This window comes from Citrobacter sp. RHBSTW-00599, assembly GCF_013784065.1.
Lineage (GTDB): Bacteria > Pseudomonadota > Gammaproteobacteria > Enterobacterales > Enterobacteriaceae > Citrobacter > Citrobacter braakii.
Genome location: NZ_CP056717.1, coordinates 4,305,699 through 4,320,454, shown reverse-complemented (window position 1 = coordinate 4,320,454; position 14,756 = coordinate 4,305,699). Strand labels below are relative to the sequence as shown.

11 protein-coding genes and 1 pseudogene are annotated in these 14,756 nt (G+C 48.5%); 10 read left to right on the top strand and 2 right to left on the bottom strand.

Features of this window, described 5'->3' with window-relative positions:
• Nucleotides 1–67 precede the first annotated feature (67 nt).
• Nucleotides 68–826 carry an outer membrane protein OmpK gene (locus HV243_RS21035; RefSeq protein ID WP_047414475.1) on the bottom strand — a complete coding sequence of 253 codons (759 nt, stop codon included), beginning with the start codon at nucleotides 824–826 and terminating at the stop codon, nucleotides 68–70.
• Nucleotides 827–1,399: 573 nt separating this feature from the next.
• Here HV243_RS21035 and HV243_RS21030 point away from each other — a divergent pair.
• The 6 genes from HV243_RS21030 (at nucleotide 1,400) to nhaR (ending at nucleotide 9,561) form a co-directional block, all read left to right on the top strand.
• A complete protein-coding gene (locus tag HV243_RS21030) occupies nucleotides 1,400–2,893 on the top strand; it encodes a sulfatase-like hydrolase/transferase (protein WP_080859392.1) in 1,494 nt (497 codons plus the stop codon).
• Between the two features lie 98 nt (nucleotides 2,894–2,991).
• Nucleotides 2,992–4,191: an anaerobic sulfatase maturase gene (locus tag HV243_RS21025; protein WP_100250040.1), complete on the top strand. Its 1,200-nt coding sequence runs from the start codon at nucleotides 2,992–2,994 to the stop codon at nucleotides 4,189–4,191.
• 24 nt (nucleotides 4,192–4,215) lie between these two features.
• Nucleotides 4,216–5,466 carry an IS1 family transposase gene (locus HV243_RS21020; RefSeq protein WP_181603873.1) on the top strand — a complete coding sequence of 417 codons (1,251 nt, stop codon included), beginning with the start codon at nucleotides 4,216–4,218 and terminating at the stop codon, nucleotides 5,464–5,466.
• Between the two features lie 118 nt (nucleotides 5,467–5,584).
• Nucleotides 5,585–7,300, top strand: a complete 1,716-nt coding sequence (locus HV243_RS21015) for an aryl-sulfate sulfotransferase (protein WP_046274470.1) — start codon at nucleotides 5,585–5,587, stop codon at nucleotides 7,298–7,300.
• Nucleotides 7,301–7,456: 156 nt separating this feature from the next.
• Nucleotides 7,457–8,623 carry a Na+/H+ antiporter NhaA gene (gene nhaA, locus HV243_RS21010; protein WP_016151635.1) on the top strand — a complete coding sequence of 389 codons (1,167 nt, stop codon included), beginning with the start codon at nucleotides 7,457–7,459 and terminating at the stop codon, nucleotides 8,621–8,623.
• Between the two features lie 38 nt (nucleotides 8,624–8,661).
• A complete protein-coding gene (nhaR, locus tag HV243_RS21005) occupies nucleotides 8,662–9,561 on the top strand; it encodes a transcriptional activator NhaR (protein WP_016151636.1) in 900 nt (299 codons plus the stop codon).
• A 292-nt stretch (nucleotides 9,562–9,853) separates the two neighbouring features.
• Here nhaR and rpsT read toward each other — a convergent pair whose 3' ends face one another.
• On the bottom strand, nucleotides 9,854–10,117 hold the full coding sequence (gene rpsT, locus HV243_RS21000) for a 30S ribosomal protein S20 (RefSeq protein ID WP_003018940.1): 264 nt from the start codon (nucleotides 10,115–10,117) through the stop codon (nucleotides 9,854–9,856).
• Between the two features lie 105 nt (nucleotides 10,118–10,222).
• On the opposite strand from rpsT, the pseudogene HV243_RS25615 reads away from it, so the two are divergent.
• The 4 genes and pseudogenes from HV243_RS25615 to lspA all read left to right on the top strand — a co-directional run bounded on the left by HV243_RS25615 (nucleotide 10,223) and on the right by lspA (nucleotide 14,735).
• A pseudogene (locus HV243_RS25615) lies at nucleotides 10,223–10,438 on the top strand (DUF2575 domain-containing protein).
• 7 nt (nucleotides 10,439–10,445) lie between these two features.
• Nucleotides 10,446–11,384 carry a bifunctional riboflavin kinase/FAD synthetase gene (gene ribF / locus HV243_RS20995; protein WP_053388869.1) on the top strand — a complete coding sequence of 313 codons (939 nt, stop codon included), beginning with the start codon at nucleotides 10,446–10,448 and terminating at the stop codon, nucleotides 11,382–11,384.
• A 37-nt stretch (nucleotides 11,385–11,421) separates the two neighbouring features.
• Nucleotides 11,422–14,238, top strand: a complete 2,817-nt coding sequence (gene ileS, locus HV243_RS20990; RefSeq protein WP_047358353.1) for an isoleucine--tRNA ligase — start codon at nucleotides 11,422–11,424, stop codon at nucleotides 14,236–14,238.
• Nucleotides 14,238–14,735, top strand: a complete 498-nt coding sequence (lspA, locus tag HV243_RS20985; RefSeq protein WP_053388870.1) for a signal peptidase II — start codon at nucleotides 14,238–14,240, stop codon at nucleotides 14,733–14,735. The genes ileS and lspA overlap by 1 nt, the downstream gene beginning before the upstream one ends.
• The last annotated feature ends 21 nt before the right edge of the window (nucleotides 14,736–14,756 follow it).

Genomic DNA, 14,756 nt, shown 5'->3' with positions numbered 1-14,756 from the left:
CGCATCTGATATATCGGATGCAGAGTTTCAAACTGGGTTATTTCTTTTTTATTTATTTTGATAGTAATCAGAACTCGAAGCCAATCATATAATTCATACGGTCACCATAATCTTTATAACCTAATTTATTATTAAAGTAACGATAGGATACCGATGCAGTCCAGCTAGGTATAAATTTCCATGTGAAAGTCACTGCGCCATTCAGACCAGTATGTCCACCTTGTTGCTCTGCATAGGCATCATTACGATCCATTTCAATTTCATTCCAGTTGGAAACAGCAAATTTTTCGTTAAACATTTCAAAATTATATGCCGCAACCCAACCAAGTACATATCCGTTAAGGCCAGTAGCCTGACCGTATTTTTTTGACGTATAGTCGTTGGATAAATTGTGTATAGCCACATAGGGTTTAATGAACCATGATTTTTCTACCAGACCAAGGTAGCCGACCCCATACATCATATTCAATTCATCACCAAACGTGTTCTCCATCGACATATAGAGTTTGGTCATCAACGTAAAATCAGAACCTTCTATCGGACGATAATGTCCGAGAAACTGAGTAACGTGGTTCCGTCCTTCGACTGGATGGTTGAGAACGTTCATTTCGTAAAATGAAGCAAATTCACCTCTGTCGAAAACGGCGCCAAAATCAGCCACCGCTTTCCACACTTCACCACGATCGACGTTTACGAAACCTTTATTCCAGTCACCATACCCGAGACTAATTTTCCCATATACGCGTTTTAGTTCAGCTGAATGACCATTAAAACAGGCTAAGATAAGGCATGCACCAAGTAGACTATTAATGTATTTTTTGTTCATGCTCAGCTCCGTGAGGTAAAGAAAATAATAAAGTGTAATGCTTTTGAAAAAAAGGAAGTCTATTGGTTGATGTTTTGTTTGTGAGTGATAGGTGTCGCAAAAATACCAGTGTTCGAATATTAATTTGAGAAAGTGTCGGGAGGTGTTGTTTTTTTTATGCTAACTTTATGTTTTTTTGAATATAAGGCGTGTTACCGGAGTAACGCGAATATTTTTTATCGATGCTTTTGATATTCTTTTTGTATGACTTATTCGCTATTAGCAACTTAGTGCCGAGAAAACAACATATGCTGACATTAACGAGATATAGAGAGGGTGAGGGAGGTGTTTGGGATCTTCGTCACTTGTTATTGTGCAGTTTTTTAATAGAATTTTCTGGTAAGTTTATATAAATGAAAATGATACTTTAATTATTAATATAGCGTCTGCGAATGTATTTGTTTCTTTATTTTTTTTCAATCACTCTTTATTGCATGCTGATGTAATAGTGAGTGCCAGAAATCAACCGAAAATATTAAGCCTTTTGGCAAGTTTATTGCGTAATTGGTGATGTGATAATTCAAAGGAGTTGAAATGAAAAGAACTGTTGTTGCCAGTATGATCGGACTGGCCTTATGTGCCGGAAGCGTATCGTCAACCGCGCAGGCTGCTACGGATAAACGTCCTAACTTAGTCATCATTCTTGCTGACGATTTAGGCTATGGCGATCTCGCGACTTATGGCCATCAAATCGTCAAAACCCCTAATATCGACAAGCTGGCGCAGGAAGGGGTGAAATTTACCGACTACTATGCACCTGCGCCGCTGTGTTCTCCTTCTCGTGCTGGTTTATTAACGGGGCGTATGCCGTTTCGTACCGGGATACGCTCATGGATCCCTGAAGGGAAAGACGTCGCATTAGGACGCAATGAATTGACGATTGCCAATCTGCTGAAAGAGCAGGGCTACGACACGGCGATAATGGGCAAATTACACCTGAATGCCGGAGGAGATCGCACCGATCAGCCGCAAGCGAACGATATGGGATTCGATTACACCCTGGTGAATGCTGCCGGGTTCGTAACGGACTCAACTTTAGATACCGCAACAGAGCGCCCGCGTCATGGCATGGTACATCCAACCGGTTTTGTGCGTAATGGCAAGCCGATTGGTAGAGCAGAGACCTTCAGTGGAGAATTAGTAAGCTCTGAAGTTGTGAACTGGTTGGATAATAAGAAAGATGATAAGCCGTTTTTCTTATACGTCGCCTTCACAGAAGTTCATAGCCCACTGGCATCGCCGAAAAAGTATCTCGATATGTATTCACAAAACATGAGCGACTACCAGAAACAGCATCCGGATCTGTTCTACGGAGATTGGGCTGATAAACCGTGGCGCGGCACGGGAGAATATTACGCCAATATCAGCTATATGGATGCGCAGGTCGGTAAAGTAATGGATAAGATTAAGGCAATGGGTGAAGAAGATAACACCATTGTCATTTTTACCAGCGATAACGGACCGGTCACACGCGAGGCTCGTAAAGTGTATGAACTGAACCTGGCGGGCGAAACGGATGGGCTTCGCGGTCGTAAAGACAATTTGTGGGAAGGCGGCATCCGTGTTCCGGCAATCATCAAGTATGGTAAACATATTCCGCAGGGGATGGTAACGGATACGCCGGTTTATGGTCTCGACTGGATGCCGACGCTGGCAAATATGATGGATTTTAAACTGCCAACAGATCGTACCTACGATGGGCAGTCTCTGGTGCCATTACTGGAACAGAAAACATTAGCGCGTCAGAAGCCACTCATTTTTGGTATTGATATGCCATTCCAGGATGATCCAACGGATGAGTGGGCTATTCGCGATGGTGACTGGAAAATGATCATCAATCGCGAAAATAAACCTAAATACCTCTACAACCTGAAAAAAGATCGTTTTGAAACCCTTAATCAGATTGGCAAGCAGCCTGATATCGAAAAACAACTGTACGGTAAGTTCCTGAAGTACAAAAAGGATATTGATAACGATTCCTTAATGAAAGCCCGAGGTGAAAAACCGACGCCAGTAACCTGGGGTTAATCGGATAACAACAAAAAAATAGAGTATGCCACTTAGGGCTATGCCCGCCTGGCTCAGTATTTTTATGCTGAGCCGGGTTCTTTTATTTATGGACCTCCGTGATGCAAAGGAAAAGTTGTCAGGTAATGGTTAAGCCGACAGGATCAGTATGCAATCTGGACTGCAAATACTGTTTTTACCTGGAAAAAGAGAAGCTCTATCCAGACAGAAAAGCAAATTTCAAAATGTCAGATGAAATGCTTGAATTATTCATCAAGCAACACATTGCCGCACAGGATGTGGATGACGTCATTTTTGCATGGCAAGGTGGAGAACCGACTCTGATGGGGCGCGCGTTTTACCAGCGGGCGATTGAACTTCAGCAGCGTTACGCTGAGGGGAGAACCATAGTAAATACCTTTCAGACTAATGGCGTTTTGATCGACGAAGAATGGGCTGAGTTTTTCAAGAAGAATGATTTTCTGGTGGGGATTTCTGTTGACGGTGACGCCGCGCTACATGATGAATGGCGTGTTACTCGTTCGGGTAAACCGACACATGAGAAAGTGGAGCAGGCCATTAAACGCCTGGTACGTCACGGCGTTGAGTTTAATACGCTGACGGTGGTTAACCACACTAATATGTCTCATCCACTGCAGGTTTACCAATATCTGAAAAGCATTGGTAGCCAGTATATGCAGTTTATTCCATTAGTGGAGAGGCGTAGTGACAACAGCGATGCCGAGTTGGCTGCACCCTGTGATAAACAAACGAAAATGATGCCGTGGTCCGTTGACTCACTTGAATTCGGCCATTTTCTCAATGCTATTTTTGATATCTGGATCCGTGAGGATATTGGTAATATTGGCATACAGATATTTGAGCAGACGCTGGCTGCCTGGTGCGGATTACCTCCGCATGTGTGCGTGTTTTCTCCAACGTGCGGCAGTGCATTCGCAATGGAAATGAATGGTGATGTTTATAACTGCGATCACTTTGTCTATCCGCAGTACAAACTAGGGAATATTCAGCATACAACGGTGCGTGCGATGAACAATAGTGAGCAAAATCGGCAATTCGGCAATGATAAAAGCCGTACCATGGCGCAAGAATGTTACTCCTGTCAGTGGCGGTTTGCTTGCAATGGGGGATGTCCTAAACACCGATTTCTCCCCTCAGTCTCAGGAGTATCGAATCAGAACTTTTTATGTGCTGGTTATCAGTTGTTTTTTTCCCATACTGCACTAGCGATGGGGGCGATGAAAACGCTCTATGAAAATAATATTTCGCCAGCAGAGATAAAAACAATATTTGTGTGATAGTAATATTCGCAGGGAGTGAATATGTTTTCTCGAATCAATGTTGATGCCTGTAAAACACCTACTTGTAAAAATATGGGTATATTAAATAGTCCGGATTATTTAACCCAAGGGAAGGAGATTCTGTGTAGAGAATGTGGATTTTTGTTCCCCATCATTTCTGAGTACTCGCTCAATCTCTTCCGTCAGTCGGCAAACCAGGCCTGGAAGGGATTGATTAAAGCTTGTCCTGGCTGCGGTAGTTCATCACTGAAAAAATATGGATTTTCCGCTCAAAGAGAGGCGCGACTATACTGCCTTGAGTGCCACAAAACGTTCGTTTCCCCAAGAGAACATAAGGCAGATATCCGTCAGGAAAACCTTGCCAGACTTATCCAGGAAGGCGCTTCGTTGTCTGATATTAGAGCGACACTTTCATTAGACAGCACGGGTCTAAACCGTGCGCTACAAAAATTATCCCGCAAGGTAAATGAGGCTGAACGAGAGTTCGTTTTTCCTGCGTTTGATCTGGCGATGAGTACGTGCGCTTTTCGGGTTAAATTTAATGGCGGCGACAACAGTTTGTATGCTCTGGTTACGGCGGAAGAGAGCAGTGGCAGGGTTATCGCTGTGACAACTAATTATTCCACGCAGCCTGTCGAAAACGAATATCAGTACATTTCTGAATACGAGGAACGTCTGCCGCCTGGGACGTTAGCGCATCTTGTCCAACGCAAAGAACTCATGACGATGCGGCGAAATACCCTATTTGATATCGACTTTGGTCCCGCCACGCTTTACAAAAACGATCCCGGGATGTTGGTAAAACCGGTTCTTCCCGCGTACCGGCATTTTGAGCTGGTCAAAGAGCTTACGGATGAGCACTCCCTCAATGTTCAGCACGACATCGATCATGAGTGTTTTATATTAGGAGGATGTATGATGGCTAATCTGCAATCTGTGCGGCAAGGTCGTTGTCATATATCATTTGTAAGAGAAATGGGGGGTTCACCTCCGGATAAAGACTTTCCTTATCGAGTGTTCCTTAGTGGCGGAATACGTAATAATGTCTGGCGAGCCTTCTCAACACGCGGTTACTCTAAAGCCGTATGTAACCTCACAGGAAATAAAAAAACGAGTATGCTACGCTACGCTACCTTAACGGGCAGCACTAAATTTATTCAGTTTTTGCATACGCATCCGTTTTTCTTTCAGCTTAGCCGCCTGTCTCCTGCCAATGTTACGGTCGTACTGAATTATTTAAAATTTGAATATAATAAAAATATAATGCGATAACGGAATGTTTTTATTGATATTAATTGATACTTTTTGATTGCCTGATTGATACATCCCCAGTGTATTTATTTTGTTGTTCCGCTGTGGAACGATGAAATGAATACATTGGACACGCATAATGAAAAAGATTATTTCCCCCGATATTAAGTTGCCTACACCTCGTCCCGCTGTTAATCAGGAGATTGACAGCAATAATGAGATGGTTCTCAGTCATACAGCTGTTTATCAAGATTGTCTGGCTCGGATCACTGATGAGAATACGTTGGAAAATGCGGTCATTGTTCTAAACCCTTATGGTACAGCGCCTTTAAGTGCATATGCCGGTGTTTGGAGTGCTGAAGAACGTACTGTAACGCTGAAAATTCAGGATCTGGCGCAAAGCGCGATACAAGTCGTGCAAGATTTTACGTTGAATGTGGGGGCGAATCTGCTGCCTGTACTTGGCCTAGTGGCAGATGTCGATAACCAACTGGCTATTTTGGTTGATGAAGTCGTTATCGCCACTTATACGATAGCAACCCAACCTTTACCTGCAACGGATTCTGCAGATGTGCAGTTAGGGTTTCCTGTTATCAATGTGACTCAACCAGTGACTGACGCCGACCTGATTGCGCCGGGCTGCTATTTCATTACGCATTTCGACCGCTATAACTATGCTCTGGATCAGGATGGTGTGGTGCGTTGGTACGTGACACAGGACTTCCCGTCATTCAATTTGGTGCGCATTGATAACGGTCATTTCTTGGCTACATCAGAAGCTAAAAACACCTACCTTGAGATGTATGAGTTCGACATGATGGGACGGCTGTATACTTTTTATATTCTGGATAACCAATTCCACCACTCAATTTGGCAATGGGACAGTAATACCATCGTCGCGCCTTCCGAATATACCTCGGGCAGACCAGATTCACTGAAGACTAATGAAGATGGCGTCTCAGTTGTGGATTTATCTACCGGGCTGGAAATTGCCTATTACGACATGGCCGCTATTCTTGATACCTCACGTACAGCGAGACCAACGGGGACGGCACCTGGTGAAGATCCGACCGCTCAGGACTGGCTGCATATCAACCAAAGCTATGTTAATGAAACGAATAGTTTGCTGATCGCTTCAGGGCGTCATCAGAGCGCTGTTTTTGGCATCAGCCTCGAGACTGAATCGCTGCAGTTTATTATGTCCACGCATGAAGATTGGAGCGAGGAGTATAAGCCTTACCTTCTGACTCCGGTCGACAGTGATGGTGTCCCTCTTTATGACTTCAGCAATCAGGATGATGTGGATGCGGCAAACCGTGATTTTTGGTCGTGGGGACAACACAATGTGACGGAAGTGGCTAATGACGAACCAGGAATGGTCGAATTTATGGTATTCGACAATGGTAACTATCGCTCTCGTGTTGATAGTAAAAGCCTGCTTCCACCAGATAATTACAGCCGGGTTGTACACTTTATCGTTGATTTGAACGCAATGACGGTAATGCGCCCTTTTGAATACGGTAAGGAGTTGGGAGCTCGCGGTTATAGTAGTTGTGTAAGCGCCAAAGAGGTGTTGCAGAATGGCAACATCGTTGTGCATTTCGGCGATTGCACATTTGACGAAAATGGCCGAGCTATCTCTTGCCAGCCGGGGGATAGCGACATTATTGACCCGCAGGAAGGAAATGAAGCATTGGGGAATTTGCTTCTGCAAGAAATTGAACCGGTAACCAAGTCGGTGCTTTTTGAGGCGACAATGACCTCTGGTTACTATAAAAACGAGGAAGTGAATGGCGTAGGCTATCGCTATGACATCACCAGTTTCCGCGTTTATAAAATGGGACTGTATGCCTGATTAGGTCTCAGTGTTTTGCGCTCTATGCCCGACATCTGTTCGGGCTTTTTTATTCGTAAAAACCGATCTATTCATCATGAATAATCTAATTTTAACGAGCTTTCTGAAGGTGTAAGATAGTATTTACGAAGTATTCACCCAATAGAGAGAATAAAAGTGAAACATCTGCATCGTTTTTTTAGTAGTGACGCCTCGGGGGGCATCATTCTGATCATCGCTGCCGTGGTTGCTATGCTGATGGCAAATATCGGGGTTACCAGTGGATGGTACCACGCCTTTCTGGAAACGCCCGTTCAACTGCGGGTTGGCGCGCTTGAGATCAACAAAAATATGCTGCTGTGGATCAATGACGCGTTGATGGCGGTGTTCTTCCTGTTGATCGGTTTGGAAGTGAAGCGTGAGTTAATGCAAGGTTCGCTGGCCAGTCTGCGCCAGGCTGCGTTTCCGATCATTGCCGCTATCGGGGGCATGATTGTCCCGGCGCTGCTGTATCTGGCATTCAACTATGCTGACCCTATCACCCGTGAGGGTTGGGCGATCCCGGCGGCAACGGATATCGCTTTTGCATTAGGCGTGCTGGCGCTGTTGGGCAGCCGTGTCCCACTGGCGTTGAAAATCTTCCTGATGGCGCTGGCGATAATTGATGACCTCGGCGCTATTGTGATCATCGCGTTGTTCTACACCAGCGATCTCTCGCTGCTGTCGCTGGGCGTTGCCGCGTGCGCGATCCTTGTCCTGGCAGCATTGAATCTGTGCGGTGTAAGACGTACCGGTATTTATATTCTGGTTGGCGTAGTGCTGTGGACGGCCGTACTGAAGTCTGGCGTGCATGCAACTCTGGCGGGCGTGATCGTCGGTTTCTTCATCCCGTTGAAGGAAAAACACGGGCGTTCGCCGGCGAAGCGTCTGGAGCATGTTCTGCACCCGTGGGTGGCATACCTGATCCTACCGTTGTTTGCCTTCGCTAACGCGGGCGTCTCACTGCAGGGCGTCACCATTGATGGACTGACTTCGGTGTTACCGCTGGGGATCATTGCTGGCCTGTTAATCGGGAAACCACTGGGTATCAGCCTCTTTTGCTGGCTGGCGTTACGCTTCAGGATGGCGCAATTGCCGGAGGGAACGAATTTCCAGCAAATTATGGCGGTCGGTATTCTGTGCGGCATTGGCTTTACGATGTCGATTTTCATCGCCAGCCTGGCGTTTGGGACCGTCGATCCTGAGCTGATTAACTGGGCGAAACTAGGGATCCTGATCGGTTCTTTGCTGTCGGCGGTAATAGGTTACTGCTGGTTACGCACCCGGTTGAACGCAGCAGCCTGACGGGATAACCCTTTCGTGACAATTTTCAGGGAGAGTGTATGTCTCATATAAACTACAACCACCTGTACTACTTTTGGCATGTATATAAAGAAGGATCGGTGGTTGGTGCAGCAGAGGCGCTTTATCTGACACCGCAGACCATTACCGGGCAGATTAAAGCGCTTGAGGAACGCTTACAGGGAAAGTTGTTCAAGCGGAAGGGGCGTGGACTGGAGCCCAGCGAATTAGGCGAATTGGTTTTTCGTTATGCGGATAAGATGTTCACGTTAAGCCAGGAAATGCTGGATATCGTGAACTATCGCAAAGAGTCGAATTTACTGTTCGATGTCGGCGTGGCGGATGCGTTGTCCAAACAGCTGGTCAGCAGCGTGCTGAATGCCGCAGTCGTTGAAGATGAACAAATCCATCTGCGTTGTTTTGAATCAACGCACGAGATGCTGCTTGATCAGCTCAGCCAGCATAAACTGGATATGATTATCTCCGACTGCCCGATCGATTCTACGCAGCAGGAAGGGTTGTTCTCAGTGCGGATTGGCGAATGCAGCGTGAGCTTTTGGTGCACCCAGCCATTGCCTGAGAAACCATTTCCGGCCTGCCTAGAAGAGCGTCGATTGCTGATCCCTGGACGCCGTTCGATGCTCGGGCGTAAGCTGTTGAACTGGATTAACTCACAAGGGCTGAACGTTGAAATCCTTGGCGAGTTTGATGATGCCGCGCTGATGAAAGCGTTCGGCGCAACGCATAACGCTATTTTTGTTGCGCCTACGCTTTACTCCCACAATTTCTATGCCGATGATTCAATTGTTGAAATTGGACGCGTAGAGAATGTGATGGAGGAGTATCACGCCATATTTGCGGAAAGAATGATCCAGCATCCAGCGGTGCAGCGTATTTGCAATGCGGACTACTCGGCATTATTTAAGCTGCAATCAGCCTGATCGTCGTAATGCTTCCGGCTGCGGTGGTTGCCTACAGCCGGAAGGATTCTACTGCTTTAATAAATTCCGGTACTGACCACCTTCGCGGATAAATACCGGAATTCTGTTCCGTGGCCAGCCGTTTTCAAGCATCTCTCGATATCTCTTGGGGCGGTTATCCACCTTCGGCCAGACAGAGACTATCAGCTCAATGCCTAGTGAATGACGGTTGCTGTCGAATCCGGCTGCAAACGACGGGCATAAAAAAACCCGCTTACGCGGGTTTTTTCACAAAGCGACAACAAGCAGGCGATTAAGCCAGTTTGTTGATCTGTGCAGTCAGGTTTGCTTTATGACGTGCAGCTTTGTTTTTGTGGATCAGACCTTTAGCAGCCTGACGGTCCACGATCGGTTGCATTTCGTTAAATGCTTTCAGTGCAGTAGCTTTGTCGCCAGCTTCGATAGCTGCGTATACTTTCTTGATGAAAGTACGCATCATAGAGCGACGGCTAGCGTTGTGCTTGCGGGCCTTTTCAGACTGAACGGCGCGCTTCTTAGCTGATTTGATATTAGCCAAGGTCCAACTCCCAAATGTGTTCTATATGGACAATTCAAAGGCCGAGGAATATGCCCTTTTAGCCTTCTTTTGTCAATGGATTTGTGCAAATAAGCGCCGTTTAAATTGCAGCACTCGTTGCGTAGTGATGGCGCAGGATTCTACCAGCTTGCGGGGCGTGAATACAGCCTTTCCACGAGAAAAATTGCATTGGTGTGCCCGTGAAGGGCGTCAATTTGTTTCATAACGATGAAAACCATCCTCTTTCTGTTTCGTAGAAACAATCGCCGGTTAACGTTGAACGCGGTACAGGGTATACTTTCACGATTTTCACTGTTTTGAGCCAGACATGAAGCTGATACGAGGCATACATAATCTCAGTCAGGCCCCGCATGGGTGTGTGCTGACTATTGGTAATTTCGACGGCGTGCACCGTGGCCATCGTGCGTTGCTGCAGGGCTTACGGGAAGAAGGGCGCAAACGCAATTTACCGGTGATGGTGATGATTTTCGAGCCGCAGCCGTTGGAGCTGTTTGCGACGGACAAGTCACCTGCGCGCCTCACCCGCCTGCGGGAAAAACTGCGTTATCTGGCGGAGTGCGGCGTTGATTACGTGCTGTGCGTGCGTTTTGACAGGCGCTTCGCGGCATTAATGGCGCAGACCTTTATCGGCGATCTGCTGGTGAAGCGCCTTGGTGTACAATTTCTTGCCGTTGGTGATGATTTCCGCTTTGGCGCTAGCCGTGCGGGCGATTTCTTGTTATTACAGGAAGCGGGCGCTGAGTATGGTTTTGATATCACCAGCACTCAAACCTTCTGTGAAGGCGGTGTGCGCATCAGCAGTACCGCGGTACGTCAGGCGCTGGCGGAAGATAACCTGCAACTGGCCGAAAGCCTGCTTGGGCATCCTTTTACTATCTCAGGACGCGTAGTTCACGGTGACGAGTTAGGGCGCACTATCGGTTTTCCGACGGCAAACTTACCGCTTCGTCGCCAGGTTTCTCCGGTGAAAGGGGTTTATGCGGTTGAAGTAATGGGGCTGGGTGACAAACCTTTCCCCGGCGTCGCCAACATCGGCACACGCCCGACGGTAGCAGGCGTACGCCAACAGTTGGAAGTGCATCTATTGGACGTTGTAATGGACCTGTATGGTCGCCATATAGATGTAGTACTGCGTAAAAAAATACGCAGCGAACAGCGATTTGCCTCGCTGGATGAACTAAAAGCGCAGATTGCGCGTGATGAGTTGACTGCCCGTGAATTTTTTGGGCTAACAAAACCGGCTTAATGCCTATACGAGTTTTAAATACGGAACCGAGAATCTGATGAGTGACTATAAATCAACCCTGAATTTGCCGGAAACAGGGTTCCCGATGCGCGGCGATCTCGCCAAGCGTGAACCGGGAATGCTGGCGCGTTGGACTGATGATGACCTGTACGGCATCATTCGTGCGGCCAAAAAAGGCAAAAAAACCTTCATTCTGCATGATGGCCCTCCTTATGCGAATGGCAGCATTCATATTGGTCACTCGGTTAACAAGATTCTGAAAGACATTATCGTGAAGTCCAAAGGACTCACGGGATTCGACTCGCCTTACGTTCCGGGCTGGGACTGCCACGGCCTGCCTATCGAGCTGAAAGTAGAGCAGGAATACGGCAAGCCGGGCGAGAAGTTCACCGCCGCTGAGTTCCGCGCCAAATGCCGTGAATACGCAGCGACGCAGGTTGACGGTCAGCGTAAAGACTTTATCCGTCTTGGCGTGCTGGGCGACTGGTCGCATCCGTACCTGACCATGGACTTCAAAACTGAAGCCAACATCATTCGTGCGCTGGGTAAAATCATCGGCAACGGTCACCTGCACAAAGGTGCGAAGCCGGTGCACTGGTGCGTTGATTGCCGTTCCGCGCTGGCGGAAGCGGAAGTTGAGTATTATGACAAAACCTCCCCGTCCATCGACGTTGCGTTCCACGCCGCCGATCAGGACGCGGTAAAAGCGAAATTTAGCGTTTCTGACGTCAATGGCCCGATCTCACTGGTTATCTGGACTACCACCCCGTGGACGTTACCGGCGAACCGCGCAATCTCTCTGGCGCCTGATTTTGACTATGCGCTGGTGCAGATTGACGGGCAGGCTGTGATTCTGGCGAAGGATCTGGTTGAAAGCGTCATGCAGCGTATTGGTGCGGCTGAATACACTATTCTGGGCACCGTAAAAGGCGCCGAGCTGGAACTGCTGCGCTTTACCCATCCGTTTATGGGCTTTGACGTGCCGGCTATTCTTGGCGATCACGTTACGCTGGATGCGGGTACCGGTGCGGTCCATACCGCCGGCGGCCACGGTCCGGATGACTACGTCATTAGCCAGAAATACGGTCTGGAAATCGCTAACCCGGTTGGCCCGGACGGCGCATATCTGGCGGGTACCTATCCGGATCTGGACGGTGTGAACGTCTTTAAAGCCAACGACAAAATCGTTGCGCTGCTGAGCGATAAAGGCGCTCTGCTGCACGTTGAGAAGATGCAGCACAGCTACCCGTGCTGCTGGCGCCACAAATCGCCGATCATCTTCCGTGCGACTCCGCAGTGGTTCGTCAGCATGGATCAGAAAGGTCTGCGCGCACAGTCGCTAAAAGAGATCAAAGGCGTGCAATGGATCCCGGATTGGGGCCAGGCACGTATTGAATCGATGGTTGCCAACCGTCCTGACTGGTGTATCTCACGTCAGCGTACGTGGGGGGTGCCGATGTCTCTGTTTGTTCACAAAGACACCGAAGAGCTGCATCCGCGTGCTATCGAACTGATGGAAGAAGTGGCCAAACGCGTTGAAGTTGACGGCATCCAGGCGTGGTGGGATCTCGATCCGAAAGATATCCTCGGCGATGAAGCTGACCAGTATGTCAAAGTCCCGGATACGCTGGACGTGTGGTTCGACTCCGGTTCAACCCACTCATCCGTTGTGGACGTGCGTCCTGAGTTTGCAGGCCATGCGGCAGATATGTATCTGGAAGGTTCTGACCAGCACCGCGGCTGGTTCATGTCTTCTCTGATGATCTCCACTGCAATGAAGGGCAAAGCGCCATACCGTCAGGTACTGACCCACGGTTTCACCGTTGATGGTCAGGGTCGTAAAATGTCCAAGTCTATCGGTAACACCGTAAGCCCGCAGGACGTAATGAACAAACTGGGCGCGGATATTCTGCGTCTGTGGGTCGCTTCTACCGACTATACCGGCGAAATGGCCGTTTCTGACGAAATCCTGAAACGTGCTGCCGACAGCTATCGTCGTATCCGTAACACCGCGCGCTTCCTGCTGGCGAACCTGAACGGGTTCGATCCGGTAAAAGATATGGTGAAACCGGAAGAGATGGTGGTGCTGGATCGCTGGGCGGTAGGTTGTGCGCAAGCTGCGCAGGAAGAGATCCTGAAAGCTTATGAAGCCTATGACTTCCACGAAGTAGTACAGCGCCTGATGCGCTTCTGCTCCGTAGAAATGGGTTCGTTCTACCTCGACATCATCAAAGACCGTCAGTACACCGCGAAAGCGGACAGCGTGGCGCGTCGTAGTTGCCAGACTGCGCTGTTCCATATTGCAGAAGCACTGGTACGCTGGATGGCGCCGATCATGTCCTTCACCGCTGATGAAATCTGGGGTTACCTGCCGGGCGATCGTGAGAAGTACGTCTTTACCGGTGAATGGTACGAAGGTCTGTTTGGCTTAGGCGAAACCGAAGCGATGAATGACGCCTACTGGGACGAGTTGCTGAAAGTGCGCGGCGAAGTGAACAAGGTCATCGAGCAGGCGCGTGCGGATAAGAAAGTCGGTGGTTCGCTGGAAGCGGCGGTTACTCTGTACGCTGAACCAGAGCTGGCGGCGAAACTGACCGCGCTGGGCGAAGAGTTGCGCTTTGTTCTGCTGACCTCCGGTGCGACGGTTGCGGATTATGCAGCGGCTCCTGCTGACGCTCAGCAGAGCGAACTGCTTAAAGGTCTGAAAATCGTACTGAGCAAAGCCGAAGGTGAGAAATGTCCGCGCTGCTGGCATTACACTACCGATGTCGGCCAGGTGGCGGAACATGCAGATATCTGCGGACGCTGTGTCAGCAACATCGCCGGTGATGGCGAACAACGTAAGTTTGCCTGATGAGTAAGCCTCTATGTTCAACAGGACTACGCTGGCTGTGGCTGGTGGTAGTCGTGCTGATTATCGATTTAGGCAGCAAATACCTGATCCTCCAGAACTTTGCTCTGGGGGATACGGTGTCGCTGTTCCCGTCGCTTAATCTGCACTACGCGCGTAACTATGGTGCGGCGTTTAGCTTCTTAGCCGACAGCAGTGGCTGGCAACGTTGGTTCTTTGCCGGTATCGCCATTGGTATCTGCGTTATCCTGATGGTGATGATGTATCGCTCGAAGGCGACGCAGAAGCTAAACAACATCGCGTATGCGTTAATCATTGGCGGTGCGCTGGGCAACCTGTTCGATCGCCTGTGGCACGGCTTCGTGGTTGATATGATTGACTTTTACGTCGGTGACTGGCATTTCGCGACATTCAATCTTGCCGATACGGCGATCTGTATCGGTGCGGCATTGATTGTCCTCGAAGGCTTCTTACCGTCGAAAGAGAAAAAAGCCGCATAAAAAAATGCCGGATGGCGCTAT

What these genes read in the sequence shown, in the direction of transcription:
- ribF (WP_053388869.1), top strand. Translation starts at nt 10,446, where the DNA reads ATGAAGCTGATACGAGGCATACATAATCTCAGTCAGGCCCCGCATGGG.
- HV243_RS21020 (WP_181603873.1), top strand. Translation starts at nt 4,216, where the DNA reads ATGTTTTCTCGAATCAATGTTGATGCCTGTAAAACACCTACTTGTAAA.
- lspA (WP_053388870.1), top strand. Translation starts at nt 14,238, where the DNA reads ATGAGTAAGCCTCTATGTTCAACAGGACTACGCTGGCTGTGGCTGGTG.
- nhaR (WP_016151636.1), top strand. Translation starts at nt 8,662, where the DNA reads ATGTCTCATATAAACTACAACCACCTGTACTACTTTTGGCATGTATAT.
- HV243_RS21030 (WP_080859392.1), top strand. Translation starts at nt 1,400, where the DNA reads ATGAAAAGAACTGTTGTTGCCAGTATGATCGGACTGGCCTTATGTGCC.
- HV243_RS21015 (WP_046274470.1), top strand. Translation starts at nt 5,585, where the DNA reads ATGAAAAAGATTATTTCCCCCGATATTAAGTTGCCTACACCTCGTCCC.
- ileS (WP_047358353.1), top strand. Translation starts at nt 11,422, where the DNA reads ATGAGTGACTATAAATCAACCCTGAATTTGCCGGAAACAGGGTTCCCG.
- HV243_RS21035 (WP_047414475.1), bottom strand. Translation starts at nt 826, where the DNA reads ATGAACAAAAAATACATTAATAGTCTACTTGGTGCATGCCTTATCTTA.